This is a genomic window from Sphingomonas turrisvirgatae, assembly GCF_001721295.1.
Classification (GTDB): domain Bacteria; phylum Pseudomonadota; class Alphaproteobacteria; order Sphingomonadales; family Sphingomonadaceae; genus Sphingomonas; species Sphingomonas turrisvirgatae.
Map to the genome: position 1 here is coordinate 1 of NZ_MDDS01000035.1, position 21,362 is coordinate 21,362.

21 protein-coding genes are annotated in these 21,362 nt (G+C 66.9%); 12 read left to right on the forward strand and 9 right to left on the reverse strand.

Annotated elements, in window-relative coordinates; translation table 11 throughout:
* The coding region (locus tag BFL28_RS12790) for a PQQ-dependent sugar dehydrogenase (RefSeq protein ID WP_069320939.1) at positions 1-1,398 on the forward strand (1,398 nt) is incomplete at its 5' end.
* Between the two features lie 169 nt (positions 1,399-1,567).
* A complete protein-coding gene (locus tag BFL28_RS12795; RefSeq protein ID WP_069320940.1) occupies positions 1,568-2,866 on the forward strand; it encodes a M20/M25/M40 family metallo-hydrolase in 1,299 nt (432 codons plus the stop codon).
* Positions 2,867-2,977: 111 nt separating this feature from the next.
* Here the strand turns inward: BFL28_RS12795 and BFL28_RS12800 are convergent, their stop codons facing one another.
* Positions 2,978-3,949, reverse strand: coding sequence for a quinone oxidoreductase family protein (locus tag BFL28_RS12800; RefSeq protein WP_069320941.1), 972 nt, complete (start codon positions 3,947-3,949; stop codon positions 2,978-2,980).
* Positions 3,950-4,026: 77 nt separating this feature from the next.
* Here BFL28_RS12800 and BFL28_RS12805 point away from each other — a divergent pair, with 77 nt between their 5' ends.
* Entirely contained in the window at positions 4,027-5,451 is a 1,425-nt protein-coding gene (locus BFL28_RS12805) for an aldehyde dehydrogenase family protein (RefSeq protein WP_069320942.1), read from the forward strand.
* Between the two features lie 107 nt (positions 5,452-5,558).
* Here the strand turns inward: BFL28_RS12805 and BFL28_RS12810 are convergent, their stop codons facing one another.
* From BFL28_RS12810 to BFL28_RS12820, 3 genes are read right to left on the reverse strand one after another with little or no spacing between them, the layout of a single operon-like run.
* Positions 5,559-5,888 (reverse strand): TFIIB-type zinc ribbon-containing protein, encoded by a 330-nt coding sequence (locus BFL28_RS12810; RefSeq protein ID WP_069321090.1) that lies wholly within the window; start codon positions 5,886-5,888, stop codon positions 5,559-5,561.
* Between the two features lie 57 nt (positions 5,889-5,945).
* Entirely contained in the window at positions 5,946-7,718 is a 1,773-nt protein-coding gene (locus BFL28_RS12815; RefSeq protein WP_069320943.1) for an SLC13 family permease, read from the reverse strand.
* Positions 7,719-7,775: 57 nt separating this feature from the next.
* The gene (locus BFL28_RS12820; RefSeq protein ID WP_069320944.1) at positions 7,776-7,979 is read right to left on the reverse strand and encodes a hypothetical protein; all 204 of its coding nucleotides are present in this window, start codon (positions 7,977-7,979) and stop codon (positions 7,776-7,778) included.
* A gap of 199 nt (positions 7,980-8,178) precedes the next feature.
* On the opposite strand from BFL28_RS12820, the gene BFL28_RS12825 reads away from it, so the two are divergent.
* Positions 8,179-8,361, forward strand: coding sequence for a hypothetical protein (locus tag BFL28_RS12825; protein ID WP_069320945.1), 183 nt, complete (start codon positions 8,179-8,181; stop codon positions 8,359-8,361).
* 9 nt (positions 8,362-8,370) lie between these two features.
* On the forward strand, positions 8,371-9,867 hold the full coding sequence (locus BFL28_RS12830) for a helicase HerA domain-containing protein (protein ID WP_079247122.1): 1,497 nt from the start codon (positions 8,371-8,373) through the stop codon (positions 9,865-9,867).
* A gap of 37 nt (positions 9,868-9,904) precedes the next feature.
* Here the strand turns inward: BFL28_RS12830 and BFL28_RS20960 are convergent, their stop codons facing one another.
* The 3 genes from BFL28_RS20960 to BFL28_RS12840 form a co-directional block, all read right to left on the reverse strand.
* Positions 9,905-10,054 (reverse strand): hypothetical protein, encoded by a 150-nt coding sequence (locus BFL28_RS20960; protein WP_158011653.1) that lies wholly within the window; start codon positions 10,052-10,054, stop codon positions 9,905-9,907.
* 87 nt (positions 10,055-10,141) lie between these two features.
* Positions 10,142-11,023 carry an aldose 1-epimerase family protein gene (locus BFL28_RS12835; RefSeq protein ID WP_069320947.1) on the reverse strand — a complete coding sequence of 294 codons (882 nt, stop codon included), beginning with the start codon at positions 11,021-11,023 and terminating at the stop codon, positions 10,142-10,144.
* Positions 11,020-11,775 (reverse strand): TlyA family RNA methyltransferase, encoded by a 756-nt coding sequence (locus BFL28_RS12840; protein ID WP_069320948.1) that lies wholly within the window; start codon positions 11,773-11,775, stop codon positions 11,020-11,022. Before BFL28_RS12840 ends, BFL28_RS12835 begins: the two co-directional genes overlap by 4 nt.
* Positions 11,776-11,856: 81 nt before the next feature.
* On the opposite strand from BFL28_RS12840, the gene BFL28_RS12845 reads away from it, so the two are divergent.
* The 5 genes from BFL28_RS12845 (at position 11,857) to BFL28_RS12865 (ending at position 15,966) form a co-directional block, all read left to right on the forward strand.
* Positions 11,857-12,396 (forward strand): glycoside hydrolase family 108 protein, encoded by a 540-nt coding sequence (locus BFL28_RS12845; RefSeq protein ID WP_069320949.1) that lies wholly within the window; start codon positions 11,857-11,859, stop codon positions 12,394-12,396.
* Positions 12,397-12,442: 46 nt separating this feature from the next.
* Positions 12,443-12,856 (forward strand): holin family protein, encoded by a 414-nt coding sequence (locus BFL28_RS12850; RefSeq protein WP_069320950.1) that lies wholly within the window; start codon positions 12,443-12,445, stop codon positions 12,854-12,856.
* Positions 12,857-12,989: 133 nt separating this feature from the next.
* Entirely contained in the window at positions 12,990-13,541 is a 552-nt protein-coding gene (gene hslV / locus BFL28_RS12855) for an ATP-dependent protease subunit HslV (protein ID WP_119184601.1), read from the forward strand.
* 16 nt (positions 13,542-13,557) lie between these two features.
* Positions 13,558-14,850: an ATP-dependent protease ATPase subunit HslU gene (gene hslU, locus BFL28_RS12860; protein WP_069320951.1), complete on the forward strand. Its 1,293-nt coding sequence runs from the start codon at positions 13,558-13,560 to the stop codon at positions 14,848-14,850.
* Between the two features lie 108 nt (positions 14,851-14,958).
* Positions 14,959-15,966 carry a hypothetical protein gene (locus tag BFL28_RS12865; RefSeq protein ID WP_069320952.1) on the forward strand — a complete coding sequence of 336 codons (1,008 nt, stop codon included), beginning with the start codon at positions 14,959-14,961 and terminating at the stop codon, positions 15,964-15,966.
* Positions 15,967-15,976: 10 nt separating this feature from the next.
* On the opposite strand, the gene BFL28_RS12870 is transcribed toward BFL28_RS12865, so the two are convergent.
* Both BFL28_RS12870 and BFL28_RS12875 read right to left on the reverse strand, forming a co-directional pair.
* A complete protein-coding gene (locus BFL28_RS12870; protein WP_069320953.1) occupies positions 15,977-17,995 on the reverse strand; it encodes a TonB-dependent receptor family protein in 2,019 nt (672 codons plus the stop codon).
* A 56-nt stretch (positions 17,996-18,051) separates the two neighbouring features.
* Positions 18,052-18,477: a hypothetical protein gene (locus tag BFL28_RS12875; protein ID WP_079247123.1), complete on the reverse strand. Its 426-nt coding sequence runs from the start codon at positions 18,475-18,477 to the stop codon at positions 18,052-18,054.
* A gap of 41 nt (positions 18,478-18,518) precedes the next feature.
* Between BFL28_RS12875 and BFL28_RS12880 the strand changes: the two genes are divergently transcribed.
* Both BFL28_RS12880 and BFL28_RS12885 read left to right on the forward strand, forming a co-directional pair.
* Positions 18,519-20,039: a fumarate hydratase gene (locus BFL28_RS12880; RefSeq protein ID WP_069320954.1), complete on the forward strand. Its 1,521-nt coding sequence runs from the start codon at positions 18,519-18,521 to the stop codon at positions 20,037-20,039.
* Positions 20,036-21,235, forward strand: a complete 1,200-nt coding sequence (locus BFL28_RS12885; protein WP_069320955.1) for an MBL fold metallo-hydrolase — start codon at positions 20,036-20,038, stop codon at positions 21,233-21,235. The genes BFL28_RS12880 and BFL28_RS12885 overlap by 4 nt, the downstream gene beginning before the upstream one ends.
* Positions 21,236-21,362: the final 127 nt, after the last annotated feature.

The following is a 21,362-nucleotide window of genomic DNA, read 5'->3' on the forward strand; positions in this document are numbered from 1 at the left end:
CCTTCCCCTTCAGCGGCCAACCGCGCGCCGACCTTCACCTCGGCGGCCACTGCCTCTGTGGTTGAAAACAGCACGGCGGCCTACACCGCGACGGCGACCGATCCGGACGGGGACGCGCTCACCTTTTCGATCGCAGGCGGCGCCGACGCCGCACGCTTCACCATCGGCAGCGGCGGCGCGCTGGTCTTCACGCCCGCCCCCAATTTCGAACTGCCCGGCGATGCCGATGGCGACAATGTCTACCGCGTCCAGTTGCGCGTCAGCGACGGCAGCCTTTCCGCCACTCAGGATGTCGCGATTACCGTCACCGACAGCCGCGAGGGCATCGCCGTGCGCCGCGTCGCCACCGGATTTACCCAGCCGGTCTATGTCGCCCCGGCTCCGGGCGGCAGCGATGTCTATGTCGTGGAAAAGACCGGCGGCATCTGGCGCCTGAACCCGTCCACGGGGGCAAAGACGCTGTTCATGACCGTCGGCAACCTGTCGACCGATGGCGAGCGCGGCGCGCTCAGCATGGCGTGGCTGCCCGGCTCCACCTCGCGCTTCATGGTCTTCGCCACCGCCGCCAATGGCGATGTCGAACTGCGGCAGTACAGCCAGGGCAGCGGCGCACCGATCCTGCTCGCCAGCTTCGCGACGCCGCATCCTGGGGCCAACAATCACAATGGCGGCTGGCTCGGCTTCGGCCCTGACGGCTATCTCTACGCCAGCATCGGCGATGGCGGCGGCGGCGGCGATCCCGCCAACAATGCGCAGAACCCCAACGTCCGGCTCGGCAAGATCCTGCGGCTCGAGGTCGTGGCCGATCCCTATGCCGGTGCCGCCCCCACCTTCTTCCGCCCGGCGCCCGGCAACCCGTTCCTTGCCGGCGGCGGCGACCCTCACATCTTCGCACTCGGCCTGAGGAACCCGTTCCGCGCCTCGTTCGCGCCCGATGGCCGGCTGCTCATCGGCGATGTCGGGCAGAGCGCGGTAGAGGAAATCGACGCCGTCCGGCCCAATCAGCCTGGCCTCAATTTCGGCTGGCGATATCTTGAGGGGACTCAGCCGTTCAGCGGCACCGCCCCTGCCGGCCTGACCGCGCCGGTCACGCAATATCTTGCCGGCAACGGCCCGCGTCAGGGGCGCTCGGTCATCGGCGGCTATGTCTATCGCGGCCCGGTCGCTTCGCTCGTCGGCTCCTATGTCTTCGGCGACTTCGTCAGCGGCAACATCTGGACCGTCCCGGCCGCTTCGCTCGTCGCGGGCAGCCTCTATCCCTCCGCCAGTTACGAGCGCCGCAATATCGACTTCACGCCCGACACCGGCACGATCGACCAGCTCGTCTCGTTCGGCGAGGATGGCGCCGGCAACCTCTACCTCATCGATCTAGACGGCGACATTTTCCGCGTGAATTGACCGTTCGACAACGCCCTGCGCAACGGCGACGCCGCGCGAGGGACACGATGCTCGAAGTTGGTCGCCTTGGTCGCTGTCGGGATAAACCCTAATCCAACAGCCGCTGGATACCCGATCTTCGAAAGCACCTTTCACTTCACTCGCCGGTGTTTCGCGCTAGGCTCCCTTCATGATCCGCACGCTCATCGCTTCGCTCGCGCGCGCCGCCGCCCTCCCCGCCGCCGCGCAGGGCCCCGCCGACCAAAAGATCGCTGCGACGGTGAAGGCCGAGACGGACCGCCACATCGCGCTGCTCGAGCGGCTGGTAAACCAGAATAGCGGCTCGCTGAACCTGCCCGGCGTCACCCGGGTGGGCGAGATGGTTCGCGCGGAACTGGAGCCGCTGGGCTTCGCAGTCGAGTGGATCGACATGAAGGCGACCGGCCGCGCGGGTCATCTGATCGCAACTCACAAGGGCAATGGGCGCGGCAAGCGCATCCTGCTGATCGGCCACCTCGACACGGTGTTCGAGGCTGAATCCCCCTTCCAGAAATTCGTGCGTGACGGCGACCGGGCGACGGGCCCGGGCATTGGCGACGACAAGGGCGGTGTGGTCGTCATCATCGCCGCGCTGCGTGCGATGCAGGCTGCCGGCACGCTCAAGGACGCGGACATCAAGGTCGTGCTGACCGGCGACGAAGAGCGTACCGGCGCGCCGCTCGACCTTGCCCGCCGCGACCTGATCGCCGCCGGCAAATGGGCCGATGTCGCGCTGGAATATGAAAATCTGGCGCGGGAGGACGGCAATGACTTCGGCACCGTCGCGCGCCGCAGCTCGGTCAACTGGACGCTCACCGCCACCGGCAAGACCGGGCATAGCAGCCGCGTGTTCAGCGACGTGCTGGGCTATGGCGCGGCCTATGAACTCGCCCGCATCCTCGACGAATTCCGTCGCGCGCTGCCCGAGAAGAACCTGACCTTCAACGTCGGTGTCATGGCCGCCGGCACGCCCGCGACGCTGGCCGACAACAATTATCAGGTCAGCGCAGGTGGCAAGACCAACATCGTCGCCGCGCAGGCCGTGGCGCGCGGCGACCTGCGCGCGCTGACGCCGGAACAGGAGGCAAAGACGCGCGCCGCGATGCAGGGAATCGTTGCCAAGCACCTGCCCGGCACGAGCGCGAAGCTCGACTTCCACGAGGGCTATCCTCCGATGTCGCCGACCCCCGGCAACCGCACGCTGCTCGACAAGCTCAACGCGGTGAATCGCGCCTTGAAGCTGCCCCTGATGGGCGAGATGGACCCTGCCGCCCGCGGTGCGGCCGACTCCGCCTTCGTCGCGGCGGATGTCGACACGCTTGCCGGGCTCGGCGTCGCCGGTGGCGGCGCACATGCCGAGGGCGAATGGATCGACCTGACCTCGATTCCTTTGCAGGCGCTGCGCAGCGCCGTGTTCATCACGCGCCTCAGCCGGGAACAGCGCAGATAAAACACCATCTCCGGCCGTCATCCCTGCGAAAGCCGGGATTTCAGGCAATGGCGCGGCTAAGGTGCCGCACCAGGCTCCGGCATTCCCCGGCCTGACGGGCGGCTCGATCCCTCACGGCAACAGCAGCGTCGATCCCACCGTCTCGCCGGCGGCGATCGCGCGATGCGCTTCCGCCGCGTCTTCCAGCGCCAACCGCTGGCCGATCTCGACCTTCAGCACGCCGGCCGCGACCAGTTCGAACACGCGCGCCATGCCCGCCGCGCGCTCGGCCGGCTCGACATAGTAATCGCCTGCCTTGGGCCGCGTGACGAACAGCGACCCGTGCTGGTTCAACGTCGCCAGATTGACTCCTTCGACCGGCCCGCCGGCATTGCCGAAGCTGATGATGAGGCCGCGCCGCGCCGCCGACTTCAGCGACGCTTGCCAGGTCGATCCGCCCACGCCGTCCATCACCACCTCGACGCCCCGGCCGCCAGTGATTTCGCGCACGCGCTCGGCAATGTCCTCGCGCTTGTACTCGATCACGTGATCCGCGCCGAGCGAACGCGCGCGCGCCGCCTTTTGCGCCGATCCGACCGTGGCGATCACCTTGGCCCCCAGATGCTTCAGCCATTGCACCAGCAGCTGTCCGACTCCGCCCGCCGCGGCATGAACCAGCACCGTCATTCCTGCCTGCACCCGCGCGCAGCGCTCGACCAGGAACTCGGCCGTCGCGCCTTTCAGCGTCACCGCTGCCGCGGTCTCGTAATCAATCCCGTCGGGCAGCTTGAACAGCGACCTGGCCGCCACGTTACGCTCGGTCGCATAGGCGCCGATGGCCGGGCCGAAGGTGCTCACGCGGTCGCCCACCGCCAGTTCGACGCCCTCGCCCACCGCGGTCACCTCGCCAGCTGCTTCGCCGCCCAGTCCGCTGGGCAGCGGCACGGGATAAAGGCCCGATCGGTGATAGGTGTCGATGAAGTTCAGCCCCACCGCATGGTGTTTGACGCGCACCTCGCCCGGCCCCGGCGGCGGCAGCACGCGTGTCACCCATTCGATCACCTCGGGGCCGCCCGTCCGCTCGATCACCGCCACCCGCGCCATACCCGATCCTCCATTTTTCGTTGCAACCCAGGCCATCCGCCGCCATCTACACCCTCGAACCGCGGTTGGAGACCCTCATGCGCAGCTATCTACAACACTATATCGGCGGCCAGTGGGTCGATAGCCAGGGCGGCACGCGCCATGCGGTCATCAACCCGGCGACCGAGGCGCCGGTGACCGAAATCATGCTGGGCAGTCAGGCCGATGTCGATGACGCCGTTGCCGCGGCGCGCGCCGCGTTCGACAGCTTCAGCCGCACCAGCGTCGAGGAACGTGCCGCGCTGCTCGAAGCGATCCTTGCCGAATACAAGAACCGCGCCGGCGACCTTGCCGAAGCGATGGCCGCCGAAATGGGCGCGCCGATCAGTTTCGCCAGGACCGCCCAGTCGGGCAGCGGCATCGGGCACTTCATGTCCACGATCAAGGCGCTGCGCGAATTCCAGTTCGAGGAGCAGATCGGCAACAGCCTGGTGGTGCACGAGGCGATCGGCGTCGTCGCGCTGATCACGCCGTGGAACTGGCCGATGAATCAGATCGTCGCCAAGGTCGCGCCCGCGCTCGCCGCCGGCAATACCATGATTTTGAAACCCAGCGAGGAAGCGCCCGCCTGCGCCGCGATCTTCACCGAAATTCTGGACAAGGCCGGCGTCCCCGCCGGCGTCTTCAACCTCGTCAATGGCGATGGACCGGGCGTCGGTACGGCGCTCTCGCGCCACAAGGATGTCGACATGGTGAGCTTCACCGGCTCGACCCGCGCGGGGATCCAGGTCGCCAAGAACGCCGCCGACACCGTGAAGCGCGTCCATCAGGAACTGGGCGGCAAGTCGCCCAACGTCATCCTGCCCGGCGCCGATCTTGAAAAGGCGGTCCCGCGCGGGCTGCAAAGCGTCATCATGAACTCGGGCCAAAGCTGCATCGCGCCCGCCCGCATGCTCGTCCATGAAGGCCAGGCGGAGGAAGCGGCCCGTATCGCCGCCGCGACGATGCAGGCGGTCGAAACCGGCGATCCCGCGCAGGAAGGGCGTCATATCGGCCCGGTGGTGAACAAGGCGCAGTGGGAGAAGATCCAGGGCCTGATCGCCAAGGGGATCGAGGAAGGCGCGACGCTGGAAACCGGCGGCACCGGCCGCCCCGACGGGCTCGACACCGGCTTTTACGTCAAGCCGACGCTGTTCTCGGGCGTCCGCAACGACATGACCATCGCGCGCGAAGAGATCTTCGGCCCGGTCGTTACCATCATCCCCTACAAGGACGAGGAAGACGCCGTCCGCATCGCCAACGACACCGACTATGGCCTGTCGGCGGTGGTGTTCGGCAGCCCCGATGAAGTGAAGCGCGTGGCCCCGCGCCTGCGCGCCGGCATGGTCTATATCAACGGTGGCCAGCCCGATCCGGGCCTGCCGTTTGGCGGCTACAAGCAATCGGGCAATGGCCGCGAATATGGCAAATACGGCCTCGCCGAGTTCATGGAGGTCAAGTCGCTGGTCGGCGCGCTGGCCTAAGCCTTCCGCACGGGGAGGCGGCCGCCAAAGGCGGTGGTGGAGGGGCGTGCGACATGCGATCGCCCCCGCCATCCCTATGCGCTGCCGCCTACCATGCCGGCGGATCGTCAGTCGAACAGCTCCTCCAGAAAGCTCTTCTTGCGCTTCTGCTTGTAGTAGCGCGGGTCATGGCCATAGCCCTGCGGCTGCTGCGGGTATCCGCCGCCCCACGGTCCGCCCGGTTGTTGCGGCGGAACAGGCGGCAGGGGCGGTTGCGGCGGCACCGGGGCTTCACTTGCGCCGCTGCGCTCGATGATCTTGTCCAGCTCGCCACGGTCGAGCCAAATCCCGCGGCATTGCGGGCAATAATCGATCTCGATCCCCTGCCGGTCGCTCATGTGAAGGCCGACCTTGCAGACCGGGCACAGCATTCCGGCAACGGCTTCGGGCGTTCGCATCATCGGCTCCTTGCTACATTGCACTCAAGCTAGGGAGCGCGTCGCCCCGCCGCAACGTCACGCCACCGGCCACACCCACAGGATCAGCGGCGTACCGACGACCAGGACCAGCAGCGATAGCGGCGCACCCAAACGCGCATAGTCGCCGAAGCGATAGCCGCCTGCCCCCATCACCAGCGTGTTGCACTGGTGACCGATCGGCGTCAGGAAATCGCATCCTGCCCCCACGGCCGTCGCCATCAGGAACGCTTCGGGCCGATAGCCAAGGTCACTGGCGAAGGTCGCCGCGATCGGCGCCATCACCAGCACCGTCGCGGCATTGTTCAGGAACGGCGTCACCGCCATCGCCGCCGCCAGGATCAGCGCCACCGCGCCCCAGGACGGCAGCGTCGCCGCCGTCGCCGACAGCCAGGTGCCGATAATCTCGGTCACACCCGTTGTTCGCAACGAATCGCTGACCGGGATCAATGCGCCCAGCATGATCAGGATCGGCCATTCGACATGGCTATAGGCTTCGCGCACCGGCAACGCGCCAGTCAGCATGACCAGCGCAGCGGCGGCGAAAAAGGCGATCGCGACGGGCACCAGCCCGCTTGCCGTGGCAATCATTGCAGCTGCCAGGATCGCGAGCGGGAGCAGTCCCTTGCGCGCGCTGCCCAGCCGCAGCTTGCGCTCGGCGAGCGGCAAGGCACCCAGCTCGTTAAGCGCTTCGGGAATGATGCCGAGCGGCCCCTGCAGCACGATCACGTCGCCGGCGCGAAACACCACGTCCGGCAACCGCCGCACGATTCGCTCTCCCTGGCGCGATACCGCGATCAGATTGACGCCGAACCGCTGGCGCAGCAGCAGCGAATCCGCCGTGCGTCCGACCATTTCGGAACGCGCTGCGATCACCGCCTCGATCACCCCGACTTCGTCCCCGTCGGCACTCGGCGGCGTCTCGCTCGTGCCGACGAAATCCAGTCGGTCGCGCGCGATCACGCGTTCGAGGTTCTCCGGCGTGCCGCCCAGCATCAGGACATCGCCCTCGCGCAGCGCTGCAGACGGCAGCGCCATTACCTGCATGTCGCCGCGCAACACCGCGCTGATCGTCACCGCGCGCTCGTGCCGCGCCAGGAATGCAGCGATGCTCTCACCCACCGGTGCCGACCCCTGAACCAGCTTGGCTTCGGTCGAATAATCGTTGACGTCCAGCGCCTCACCCATCGTGGGTGCCGCGCGGCGATCGAGCGGCAGCAGCCGGTAGCCAAAGCGCAAGAAGACAAGGCCGAGCAACGTCAGCCCCAGCCCGACCGGCGCATAGTCGAACATGCCGAACGGTTGCCCGGTCATCTCCTCGCGCACTCGGCTGACGATGATGTTGGGCGAGGTTCCGATCAGCGTGATGAGGCCGCCCAGCAGCGATGCGAATGCCATCGGCATCAGGAACGCCGATGGCGACGCGTTGGATTTCTTTGCCATCTGGAATGCCGCCGGCATCAGCATGGCGAGCGCGCCGATATTCTTGACCAGCGCCGAGGCGAAGCCGACGCTCGCGGAAAGCAGCAGCAATTGCGAGCGCACGCGCGTGACGCGGCGTTGCAGCCGGGTCATCACGCTTTCGATCACGCCCGATCGCTGTACTGCGCCCGACAGGATCAGCGCCGAACCCACGATGATGACGATGTCGTCGGAAAAGCCCGTGAACGCCTTGTCCGGGGCGACGATGCCGACCGCGACCGCTGCCAGCAGCGCCATTACCGCCACCAGGTCGTAGCGGAATCGTCCCCACAGGAAGAGCGCCATCATGCCGACCAGCACCGCGATCGACAGATATTGTGGCGTGGTCATGCGTGCCCCATCCCCGCGTAACGCGGCGGAACAATCAGGTATCCGTGACCGTCGAAATCAGTGGACGGTGCCGACCGCCCGATTGACGCTCATCAGCACGATCAGCCGCTCGATCTGGCGCCAGCGACAGAAATTGACGTGGTTGCCAAGGTCGCGATAGCGATCGGCCCGCGCTGCCGCCTCGAACCCGGCATCGTCCCCGAACCGCGCGATCAGCTCCGCTGCATCCAGCGCATGGGTGCGGTCGGCGAGATAAGGCATGGGGGACGAATTGGGGGCCATGAGCGCTCCGCTAGGGGTGGCAGGGCGCACGCTGGCGTCCAGTGCGCCCTTCCTAGGCACCAAATCCCCCGATTCTGAAAAGAATGTGGGTAAAGCGCCTGTAAACCATGCTCGCCGCGGCCATGCGCCGGCATCAGCGCGATGGCTTCTTGCGTCGCGACGTGGCAAGGGGACGGGCATGAGTCAGAAAGCCTCTTCGGTGCCCCTCGCCGGCGGCGCGCTGCTTGCGTTAAGCCTGATCGTCGGCAGCGTGATCGGCGTCCTGCGCGGCCAGCCGTCGCTCGGCTTTATCGGCGGACTGGGCGCCGGCATCGTGCTGCTCATCGTCATTGCGTTGATCGACCGCGCCCGTTCCCGCTAACCGCATCCTGTGACCGCAAGAATCGAAATGGGGCTCGACGCCGGCGGGAAACCGGTCGTCGTCGATCTGGAGGAACTGCTCGCCACGCGCTTGCTCGTCCAGGGCAATTCGGGTTCGGGCAAGTCGCACCTGCTGCGCCGCCTGCTCGAGGGGAGCGCGGGCCATGTCCAACAGGTGGTGATCGATCCGGAGGGCGACTTCGTCAGCCTGACGGACGCTTTCGGCCATATCGCGGTCGATGCCGCCGAATACAGCCTGACCGAACTCGGCCGCCTCGCGATGCGCGTCCGCGAACATCGCGCCAGCGTCGTGCTGAACCTCGAGGGGCTGGAGATTGACGGCCAGATGCGTGCCGCCGCCGCCTTCCTTGCCGCGCTGTTCGATGCGCCGCGCGACCATTGGTACCCGGTGCTGACCGTGGTCGACGAAGCCCAGCTGTTCGCACCTGCCGCGGCCGGCGAAGTGGCGGAGGACGCGCGCCGCACCTCGCTCGCCGCGATGACCAACCTCATGTGCCGCGGTCGCAAGCGCGGCCTTGCCGGCGTCATCGCCACGCAACGTTTGGCCAAGCTGGCCAAGAACGTCGCGGCCGAAGCGTCGAACTTCCTGATGGGCCGCACCTTTCTCGACATCGACATGGCGCGCGCCGCCGACCTGCTCGGCATGGAGCGGCGGCAGGCGGACACGATCCGCGATCTCGCGCGCGGCGAGTTCCTGGCGCTCGGCCCGGCCATCACACGCCGGCCGATCAGCGTGCGCATCGGCGAGGTAAAGACCGGGTCGAAGGCGGTCAGTCCCAAGCTCACCCCGCTGCCCACCGCCGCCGGCGACGCGATGCGCGACATGATCTTCGCGCCCGCGCCCGAGGACGAAGTGCCGCCACCGCCGCCGCCCGCGCCCACCCCGATGGCCGAATTGATGCGCGCCGTCTCCACCCCGGCGCCTGCGCCGGTGCCCGACATGCCGGTCCTCGAGGAGAGCGAGCAGGCCGACGTCCGCCGCGCGATCCTTGCCGAAATCGCCGGCGAGGCGAGCCGCCAGCCGCTGCCGACGATCTTTCAGGACTATAGCGTCCGCTGCCGCATGCGCGGGGTCGAACCCGGCATGGACCTTGCCGCCTTCCGCTCCGCGCTCGCGCTCGCACGCGCCGGGATCACGGATGCGGACGGTTGGGACGAAGCGCTCACGCTTGCTGCTTCGCTGCCGGAAGAGATGCTGACCCCGTTCCTCGGCATCGCCCGCGCGGCACGCTTGAACCAGCCCTGCCCGTCCGACGCCCAGATCGCCGCGCTCTATGGCACCAGCTCGCTCGGCCGCGCCAAGCGCATGATGGCGCATATCGAGGAAAAGGGCCTGATCGTCGCGCGCACCGACCTGTCAGGCAAGCGCAGCGTCAGCTTGCCGCATCTTGGCTGGACCACCGCGCCCGCCTGGCCCGACCCGACCAAGCCGCAACCGGTCGGCCGCACCACCGTGCGCGCCGCGGAACGCTCGCGCTTGCTCTAGGGTTCTGACCCTCGGCAGCTCACGCCGACGGCCCGCTTCACACCAGCAGCACCGCCACGCCGACGATCAGCACGCACGCGCCGATCGCTTCCAGATAGGCGCAGGCCCGGGCCAGCGGCTCCGGTCCGGCGGCTTCCGGCCGCGCATGTGCCAATTTGCTCGTGCCCGACATCGATGTCTTCAGCATCCTCATCTCCCCCGGGGATGGATGCTGCTTTAAACGATCGGGTATGTCGATTCCGCCGTGACGCGCGGCTTACCCGTTTCGGGCCACTTAAGCCTGGGGCGTCAGTTGCATCGCAAAATTGCGTGCCTCACCCGGTGTCAGGATCAGCATTCCGGGCTTGTCGCACAAATCGCCTGCGAACCCCGCCGGATCGGCATGTCCCCACCATGGCTCGATACAGACGAAGCGTGCGCCGGGCTTGGTCCAGATGCCCAGCTGGTGCGCCTGCGGGAAATCGACGCGCAGCGTTGCGCCATTCGGCCCGGCATAGCTGACTGAGCGGCTCTTCACATCGGGCCAGATCAGCGCGTCGTCGGCAAACAGCGCATCGTCCAGCAGGAGTGTCCGCCCGTCAGCTTCCAGGGGACTCGCCCGATCCACCCCGGCGATCAGACCATTGTCCAGCCGCGCGAGCAGGTCCGGCTCGGCCTGATCGAACCGGATGCCATGGCCTGCCTTGTCCGCTTCGCCCGGCAACGGCCAGGCAAAGGCGGGGTGATAGCCAAAGCTCGCTGGCATCGGCGCGTCGCCGCGATTGGTCACCGTGCAGACCATTTCCAGCGTCCCGGCGCGCAGCGTGAACGCCGCCTCCAGGGAAAAGGCGAAGGGATAGATCGCCCGCGTCTTGGCATCGTCGATCAGCCGCAGCCGCAGCGCGTCGGGCGCCTGCGCCACCAACTCGAACCTGCGCCGCCGGGCAAAGCCATGCTGCGCCATGGCATATTCGCGGCCATCCAGTCGGTAGCGCCCGCCATTCAGCGCGCCGACGATCGGGAACAGCAGCGGTGCGCGCCCGGTCCAGAAGGCCGGGTGGGCGTCGGTCATCCATTCCCGACCGGCCGCATCGGTGAGCGAGGACAGCTCGGCACCCAGCGGGTTGATCGCAGCGGCCAGCACGCCGTCGGCAATCGTCAGCCACGCCTCACTCATTTCGCATATTCCCCTGCCCTGCCGGCCTGCGCAGCGACCAGGAATTCGACATTTCCCTCCGGCCCCGTAATCGGGCTGCGCGTCACACCGGCGACCGCCCACCCGCCGCGTTCCAGCCACGCGACGACCTCGTCGCACACCCGTTCATGCACCGCCGAGTCGCGCACCACCCCGCCCTTGCCAACTTCCTCGCGCCCCGCCTCGAACTGCGGCTTGATCAGCGCGACCACCCACGCTCCTTCGCGCACGAAGGCAAAGGGGCGTTCCAGCACCTTGGCCAAGCCGATGAAGCTGGCGTCGCATACCACCAGGTCGACCGGCTCGGGGATATGCTCATGCGTCAGAATGCGTGCGCTGGTCTGCTCGTGCACCACCACGCGCTCGTCCTGCCGCAGCTTCCACGCCAGCTGGTTGGTTCCGCTATCGACCGCATAGACGCGCGCGGCACCGCGCGTCAGCAGCACGTCGGTAAAGCCGCCGGTCGATGAGCCGACATCGATCGCCACCATGCCGCAGGGATCGATGGCGAAGTGATCCAGCGCATGAGCGAGCTTCACCCCGCCGCGCGATACCCAGGGATGATCGCGGCCCTTGACGGTCAGCGGCGCATCCTCGGCGATGCCCTGCCCCGGCTTGTCGATGCGCTTGTCGCCGCTGAACACCAGCCCCGCCAGGATCAATGCCTGCGCCCGGGTGCGACTTTCGGCCAGGCCACGGTCGACGAGCAGCTGATCGGGGCGGGTCTTGGCCATGACCGCCTCCTAACCCAACCGTTTCGACTTTCCTACACAAACCTATTTGGTTCATCGTGGTCGGGTTCAACGGAGGACTCCATGACCATCGACCAACTTATCGACGACGTTATCGCGCGCGAAGGCGGCTATACCGATCATCCCGCAGATCGCGGCGGCCCGACCCGCTGGGGCATTACGCAAGCTGTGGCCCGCGCGCATGGCTTTGCCGGTGACATGCGCGTGTTTCCGCGGGACGAGGCAGCCGCCATCTACCGCCGTGTTTATTGGCAAAAGCCCCGGTTCGCCGTGATCGCCAAGCGTGCGCCGGCGCTTGCCGCCGAACTCTTCGACACCGGCGTCAACATGGGTCCCGCAGTGGGTGTGCGCTTCCTGCAACGCGCGCTCAACGCGCTCAACCGCAATGCGCGCGACTTCCCGGACATGAAGGTCGATGGCGCGATCGGGCCGGTGACGCTCGCCGCGCTCGATGCCTTTCTCGCACTGCGCGGCGCCTGCGGCGAAGCCGTGCTGCTCAAGGCGGTCGAGGCCCAGCAGGGCGAACGCTACATCGCCCTGGCCGAGCGCCGCCCGGCCAACGAAGCTTTTCTATATGGCTGGCTCGCCAACCGGATCGGTTAACGCCCGTACTGGGGCAGCCTTTGCAATCTTTGAACGGAAATCCATCATGAGCATCCTCAATTCGATTGTCGGCCCGCTTGCCGGTCTGATCGACAAGATCATCCCCGATCCCAAGGCGCGCGATGCCGCCAAGCTCGAACTCATCAAGCTCGAAGGCACGCAGGAACTCGAACGCGTCCAAACGCAACTCTCGGCGATCGTCGCTGAGGCGCAATCGAGCGATCCATGGACCAGCCGCGCCCGCCCGAGCTTCCTTTACGTGATGTACGCGCTCATCCTGTGGGCGATCCCGATGGGCCTGATCGGCGCAGCCCGCCCCGAAACCGCCACGAGCATCGCGGCGGTCATGAACGCCTATCTCACCGGGCTGCCGGATTCGCTCTACGCGCTCTTCGGCACGGGCTATCTTGGCTACACCGCCGCCCGCCAATGGGGAAAGATCAAGGGCGTGGAGAAGTAAAGAAGGCCGTCACCCCGGCGAAAGCCGGGGTCTCGTGCCAGATGCCGTGCGCGGCCTGCACGCGATCCCGGCTTTCGCCGGGATGACGAACTACCTCTTGGCAATGCCCCCGCACCCTCCCCATATGCGGGCCATGAGCGAACCGCTGAAGTGGCACGGCACCACCATTCTTTCCGTGCGCCGCAACGGCCGCGTGGTCATCGCCGGAGACGGTCAGGTGACGCAGGGCCACACCGTCATGAAACCTAATGCCCGCAAGGTGCGCCCGCTGGGCGACGGCAAGGTGATCGCGGGCTTTGCCGGCGCGACCGCCGATGCCTTTACCCTGTTCGAACGGCTCGAGGCCAAGCTTGAGCGCCACCAGGGCCAGTTGATGCGCGCCGCGGTCGAACTCGCCAAGGACTGGCGCACCGACAAGTTCCTGCGCAACCTGGAGGCGATGCTGATCGTCGCGGACAAGGATGTTACGCTGATCGTAACCGGCAATGGCGACGTGCTGGAGCCGGAGAACGGCATCGCCGCGATCGGATCGGGCGGCAACTATGCCCTCGCCGCCGCCCGCGCGCTGGTCGATTACGAACAGGATGCCGAGACGATCTGCCGCAAGGCCATGCAGATCGCCGCCGACGTTTGCGTCTATACCAATGACCGCCTCACCGTCGAAGCGCTCGACGCTGCTGCCTGATTTTCAAAGAAGAACCATGAACGACAATTTGACCCCCAAGGCGATCGTCGCCGCCCTCGACGCGCACATTATCGGCCAGCGTGATGCCAAGAAGGCCGTCGCCGTGGCACTGCGCAACCGCTGGCGCCGCCAGCGGCTCAAGGCCGACCTGCGCGACGAAGTGACGCCCAAGAACATCCTGATGATCGGCCCGACCGGTTGCGGCAAGACCGAGATCAGCCGCCGTCTGGCCAAGCTTGCCGACGCGCCGTTCGTAAAGGTCGAAGCGACCAAGTTCACCGAAGTCGGCTATGTCGGCCGTGACGTCGAACAGATTGCGCGGGACCTGGTTGAAGAGGCGATCCGCCTCGAAAAAGAGCGCCGCCGCGCCGCGGTGAAGGATAAGGCCGAGGCCGCCGCAATGACTCGCCTGCTCGATGCGCTGACCGGGAAAGATGCTTCGCAAGCGACGCGCGAAGCCTTTCGCGAGCGCCTCAACGCCGGTCATCTCGACAATACCGAGATCGAGATCGAGGTGGAGGCCGCATCCGGCATGCCGTTCGAGATTCCGGGCGCCGGCCCGCAGATGATCAACCTTGGCGAGATGATGAAGGGCTTTGGCGGTCCGCAGCTGAAGCGCCGCAAGATGAACGTCCACGCCGCCTGGGCCAAGCTGGTCGAGGAGGAAGCCGACAAGCGGCTGGATCAGGACGATGTCGCCCGCGTCGCGCTCGCCAGCGCCGAGGCGAACGGCATCGTGTTCCTGGACGAGATCGACAAGATCGCGGTCAGCGACGTGCGCGGCGGATCGGTCAGCCGCGAGGGCGTTCAGCGCGACCTGCTGCCGCTGATCGAAGGGACGACCGTCTCGACCAAATACGGGCCGATGAAGACCGACCATATCCTGTTCATCGCGTCGGGCGCGTTTCATGTCGCCAAGCCCAGCGACCTGCTGCCCGAGCTTCAGGGCCGTCTGCCGATCCGCGTCGAATTGAAAGGCCTGACCGAGGATGATTTCGTCGCGATCCTCTCCGACACCAAAGCATCGCTGCCGGAACAGTATAAGGCGCTGATCGGCACCGAGGGCGTCGAGATCAGCTTCACCGAAGACGGTATCCGCGCCATCGCGCGCATTGCCGCCGAAGTGAATGGCGAGGTCGAGAATATCGGCGCGAGACGGCTGCAGACGGTGATGGAAAAGCTGCTCGAGGAAGTCAGCTTCGACGCGGAGGATCGCCAAGGCGGCAGCCTCGTGATCGACGCGGCCTATGTCGACAGCCAGCTCGCCAGCATCGCGCGAAACACGGACTTGAGCCGTTACGTGCTATAGGCGAGCGCTTACGTGATCCCGGCGAAAGCCGGGATCTCAGGCGGCAAGAGCAGGACATAAGCCGCACGAGATCCCGGCTTTCGCCGGGATGACGCGAGGGGAGAAGGCATGAAGTGGATCCTCGCGAGCCTTGCCTTACTCGCGGCCCTCCCCGCTGCGGCGCAGGACCGTCCGCCTTGCCGCGAAGTCGGCGATGCGCCGCACATCGTTATCGATGCCGATGCAGGGGCAAAGCTCGCGCAGATCGGCCTCGATCGTACCGCGATCTTCGCGCGGATGCGCGAGACATCGATCCCGGAGACGATGGGTTGCTGGGCAATGCCGGTCGGCAATTTCGACAGCCAGCTCGTTTCGGTCGGCATGTCGCAGCGCAATTACGGCACCGGCAGTCTGCAACCCCAGCTGATCGCCTGGCGCAGCAGCTTCCGCAGCCGCCGGCACTTCAAACGCCCGCTGGCGTTGCTCGCCCCGACTTATGGCAAGCTGCTCTTCTCGAAGGATTGCCTCAAGCTTCCGGTCGGCGACAGATGCCGCGCGGGCATCCTCGCCGCGCATGGTTCGGACGGCAAACTCAACGCCGTCGCGTTTGCCGAACTCACGCGGCTGTTCGAACATGATGCGATGCTTCAGGTGCAGGCCGACACCTATGTCGGCTTGCTGCTCGAAGTCCGCACCGAACTGCTCCGCCTCTGGCCGGCCGGCCCGATCACTGCGCGGAAAGTCAAATGGGCGATCGACACCCGTATCCAACAAAAAACCCTGCCGGGGGACGACGATGTCGCCCGCCTGCGCCGCAAGCTTGGCGATCTCGCGCCTGGGCAACGTTCGCAACGTTTAAAGGCGATGCTCACCTGGTATCAGGGCCTCAGCGAAGCCGTCGATCAGGACGGCGTCGCCCGCGACTATGCCTGGAATGTCCAGCAATGGACCTGCCTTATCGACACCGGCCGGATCGACGACGAACAGTTCGAGCTGCTGCACCTCACCTTCCTGCGCAGTCGCACCGCGACCGGCAATGCCGGTCGCTGGCAGGCGCTGACCTTCTCGCGCCGCGCCAAGATCATCCTGGGCGTCGGCAGCGTCAGCGGGGTCAGGGACGGCCAGTGCACGCCCTGACCCCTCCGACCTAGAACCGCACCCGCACTCCCCCAAACAGCGAGCGCCCCTCGCCCGGATAATAGACGGCCTGGTCGACACCGCCAGCATTCGCCACCGCGCCGAACTCGGGCACATGGTTCGTGTCAGTCAAATTGCGGGCATCGGCAAACAGGCTCACGCCGCCGGGCAGGTCGATTCCCGCCGAGAGGTGCACCAATGCATAACCGGGCGCCTTCAACGTATTGGCATGGTCGACCCACACCGATCCGGGCCGCCAGTCCAGCATCGGTTCGATCCATGCGCCACCGCGCTCGATGTGCAGCGAAGTCCGCAACTGATGCTGCGGCACGACCGGCAGCCGATTGTTGCCGTAGATCGGATCATCGACGAAGCGGAAGTCCGACCACGTCCAGCCCTGCCGTAACCGCAGCCCGCGCGCGATACGCCAGTCGACGCTCGCCTCCACGCCCTGATGCAGTGTGCGATCCGCATTGAACACTGCTGCCGGGATGTTCGGCGCGACCACGAAGTTCAGCATCTCGCCATCGATCGCGGCACGATAGGCCGCAACGTCCCATGTCACCGCGCCGCTCCGGCCACGCGTGCCCAGTTCGACGGTCCATGCGCGTTGCGGATCGACCGGGACAAAGGCAAATCCTGAATAGCCTGCTTGAGCCAGCGCCCCGAACGCCGGTGGCTCGACCGATCGCGTGACATTGGCATAGACTTGCGCCGCCCCCCGTTCCCACAGCAGCCCGAAGCGCGGCGCGAGCCACTCGAAATCGATGCCATCGCCGCGGCCGAGCAAGCGGTTGGCATAGTCGCGGCTCGCATGGCCCCAGCTTGCGCCAGCGACCAGCGCCAGCTGCGGCACTACGAAGAAGCGCCCCTCGGCGAACAGGTCGAGACCGGTCGCCTGCTGCAACGCGTCGCCCAGCTTCATGCCGTTCCTGCCAGCCAGGTTGGCATAGGTCTGCTGGTCGACGGCCCCGGTACGATAGCTCGCGCCGACGAACAGATCGGCCTTGTGCCCGGCAAGCTCGCCCGACAGGTCGAAGCGGCCAAACGCGCCCTGCGTGTGGATGTCCTGTTCGATCACGATCGGAATCGGGTGGCGCAGGTCGGTCTCGGTCGCATACACCCCGCCCTCGAACACCAACCCCTCGCTCAACCGCAGCCGGGTCTGCAACGTCACGCGGCGCACCTCCTGATCGCGCGACCAGCGGCCGGTCCGCGCCGCGACGCTCGCCGGACGCGGATTTGCGCGCGCCTCGGCCAGGGTCAGCGTCCCCGGCACGCCCTGGTCGATCGTGGCTGCGGTCGCGATCAGCCGCACTTCGCTGTCTCGGCCGATGCGGTAGCCAAGGTTCACCGTGCCGCGCAGCTGTTCGCTATACGACCGCTCGCGAAAGCCATCGGCCTTGTAGCCGTTGATCGAGCCATAGAGGTCGACGTCGCCCAGCACCCCGCCGGCCGCCGCCTGCCCGCGCCAGCTGTCATAGCTGCCGCCGTCCGCGCGCAGCAGCACCGTCGATGGCGCGGTGCGGCCGCTGATGGTGACGAAGTTCACCGCTCCGCCGAGTTGCGCGCCGCCAAAGCGCAGCGCATTGCCACCCTTGTACACCTCGATCATCCGCGCGCTCAGCACGTCGATCTTCTGGAAGTCCGAAAACCCGTCGGCATCGGCGAACGAGATGCCGTTCTCGGCCAGCAGCACGCCGCGCTGGTGAAAGCCCTGTCCGATGCCGGAGCCGCGAATGGACAGACGCGATTCCTCGCCATAACGCTTGTTGGACAAGACGCCCGGTACGTCGCGCAGTACATCAGGAAGGCCGATCGGCAGGCGATCTTCGAACGTCTCGGCCGCGACCACCGCGACCGCGCCGGGCGTGCGCGCAAGCCGCTCGCGCGCTTCGGCGACGACGGGCGGATCGTCGGCGTCGGGATGGCCAGTGACGATGATGGGCGGATCGCGCTGCTCGTCGGCAGCCGCGGGCGAGGCAAGGCAAATGGCGGCGAGCAGCGCCGCCGCGTGAAGTCGGTTCATGATGCAATCGTCCTGATCGGCGGGCGGACCCGCGCTGTCTTCGAAATGGTGAAGGATCAGGCGGCCTGCGGCGGGCCTCTTAGTGGCGGCCAGGCATGGCGCGCGGGCCGCAGGCGCGGCAGGACTACGGCCGCAAAGCCGAGCGCGAGGATGAAGGCCAGCGCCGCCGCGATCTGCACCGGATCGGCGCCCGGCAGCAGCGCCTGTCCCTGACCCGCGAATGCGCAGGGCTGATCCGCCTTGTTCGCATCGTCGGGCCTGGCCGGCGCGCCGGGTATGTCGATCGCCACGCGCTGCGGCCCGAACTCGGTGCAAACGAGCACCATCAGCTTGCCCGTGCCGATCGCTGGCATGAACCCGGCAGGCATCATCACCCGCATCGCCAGTGCGAGCGCCAGCAGCGCGCCGAACGCCAGACGATGGGACAGGATGAAGCGGCGTAGCACGGCGCGGCGGTTAGCGACTGGAAACCCGCCTGTCATCCGCTAAAGGGTGCGGCAAAAGACGAAATGCGGGGACATGAATGGTTACGATCAAGGCCGCCGATCTGATCGAAAGCGTCGCGGATGCGCTTCAGTATATCAGCTACTATCACCCGATGGATTATATCCGCGCGCTCGGCGACGCTTATCGGGCGGAACAGGGTCCGGCGGCAAAGGACGCGATCGCGCAGATCCTGACCAACAGCCGCATGTGCGCCGAAGGGCACCGGCCGATCTGCCAGGACACCGGCATCGTCAACGTGTTCGTGAAATGGGGCATGGACTGCCGCCTCGACGTCACCACGCGCTCGCTGCAGGACGTCGTCGACGAAGGCGTGCGCCGCGCCTATCTCAATCCGGAAAACAAGCTGCGCGCCTCGGTCCTCGCCGACCCGGCCTTCACTCGCCGCAACACGCGCGACAACACCCCCTGCGTTCTGCATGTCGAGATGGTGGCCGGCGACAAGGTCCACATCGATGTCGCGGCCAAGGGTGGCGGCAGCGAGAACAAGTCCAAGTTCAAGATGATGAACCCCAGCGACTCGATCGTCGACTGGGTGCTCGAAATGCTGCCCCAGATGGGCGCGGGCTGGTGCCCGCCCGGCATGCTCGGGATCGGCATCGGCGGCACCGCCGAACACTGCGTGCTCCTGGCGAAAAAGGCGCTGATGGAGCAGATTGACATGAGCGTGCTCAAGGCGCGCGGGGCGCAAAACGATATCGAGGCGCTGCGCATCGAGATCTTCGACAAGGTCAACGCGCTCGGCATCGGGGCACAGGGCCTTGGCGGCCTCGCCACCATCCTCGACGTCAAGATCCTCGACGCGCCCTGCCACGCCGCGGGCAAGCCGGTGGCGATGATCCCCAACTGCGCCGCCACCCGCCACGCACATTTCACCCTCGACGGCTCGGGCCCGACCTTCCTGGAGGCGCCCCGGCTCGACGAATGGCCCGACGTCAACTGGACACCCGACAAGGCCGCGATCCGCGTCGATCTCGACACGCTGACGCCGGAGGACGTGCGCAGCTGGAAACAGGGTGACCGCCTGCTCCTCAACGGCAAGATGCTCACCGGCCGCGACGCCGCGCACAAGCGCATCGCCGACATGCTCGAACGCGGCGAGCAGCTGCCGGTCGAGTTCAAGGGCCGGGTGATCTATTATGTCGGCCCGGTCGACCCGGTCGGCGAGGAAGTGGTCGGCCCCGCCGGCCCGACCACCGCCACCCGCATGGACAAGTTCATGCGCATGATGCTCGACCAGGGCCTCCTCGCCTGCGTCGGCAAGGCCGAACGCGGCCCCGCCGCGACCGACGCGATCCGCGACGCGAAATCGGCCTATCTGATGGCGGTCGGCGGCGCGGCGTACCTCGTCGCCCGCGCGATCAAGGGCAGCAGGGTGGTCGGCTTCGAGGATCTTGGCATGGAAGCGATCTACGAATTCGAGGTGCAGGACTTCCCCGTGACGGTCGCCGTCGATGCCGAGGGGAACAACGTCCATCAGCTCGCCCCGCTGGTCTGGCGCGAGAAGATCGCCAAGGAGCGGCTGCTCGAACAGGCATGAGCTGGCGCAAGCTTCTTCGCGGGATCGGCATTGCCACGCTGTGGCTCGTCATCGCACTGTGCGTGGCGAGCGCGGCGGTACCGCCGTTCCTCGACCGCATCTATTATCGCGGGCAGGCGACCGATCATTTCGACGGCGGACGCTTCGCCAATCCGGGCGTGGACGACACCGCGACGCCGCCCACCGGCGGGAGCCGCGCGGGGTTCTTCACGCGCTTCCTGCGGCCCGACGACCGGCCGGCCTGGCCCGGATCGGTCGCCGTGGCCAAGGACGTGCCGCCAGCGCGCGTCAGTGGCGAGGCGATGCGCGCCACCTGGGTCGGCCATGCCAGCGTGCTGGTACAGGCGGCCGGCCTCAACATCCTGACCGATCCCATCTGGAGCGATACCGCCGGGCCGTTCGATGTGATCGGTCCTCACCGCGTATCGCCGCCGGGGATCGATTTCGACAAGCTGCCGAAGATCGACCTGATCGTCGTGAGCCACAATCATTACGACCATCTCGATCTTACCACCCTGAAACGCCTGTGGGAGCGTGACCGGCCGCATATCGTCACCAGTCTGGGCAATGACTCCATCCTGCGCTCGGCGGGGATCGGCACTGCGGACCAACCCGATGCGAACAAGGTCGTGGCGCTCGACTGGAACGGCGGCCTCGACGTCAGTCACGCCTTCTCGGTCCGCGTCACGCGCAACCACCACTGGAGCAGCCGCTGGTTCGTCGACCGTAACCGTGCCTTGTGGTCGAGCTTCGTCGTCAAGCTGCCGGGCGGCAACCTGTTCTTTGCTGGCGACACGGGAGCCGGCGACATGAAATGGGCGGACGAGGCACGCGCGCACGGGCCGATCCGGCTCGCCATCCTGCCGATCGGCGCGTTCCGCTTCTATGAAGGGCAGATGCGCACGGCGAGCCATATCGGGCCGGGCGAGGCGCTTGAGATCTGGCGGCGGCTCGGACGGCCCCACGCCCTGCCGATCCATTGGGGGACGTTCCGCCTGTCATGGGAAGGCCATGACACCCCGCCCAACATGCTGCGCGAGATCCAGGCCTGCGCCGGCGAAGATCCGGGACGCTTCGCAAGGCACGAGATCGGCGTCGGTTTCGATGTGCCGGCGATCGGCGGCGCAGCCGTTGCCAAGCCGGGGCGGCGGATCGACGCATGCCTGACCACGCCCGAGGTCACGCGCTATCGGTGAAGCAAAGGTTGCAAAGATCGTCCACAGCGGCCGCGGGCCAAAGATGGCAAAGGTCGCGATCACCGCAATCTTTCGCGGCAGCGGGTTCGGATTGTCAAAGAGCCGGCCCAGTCGAGCAGGCGAAATC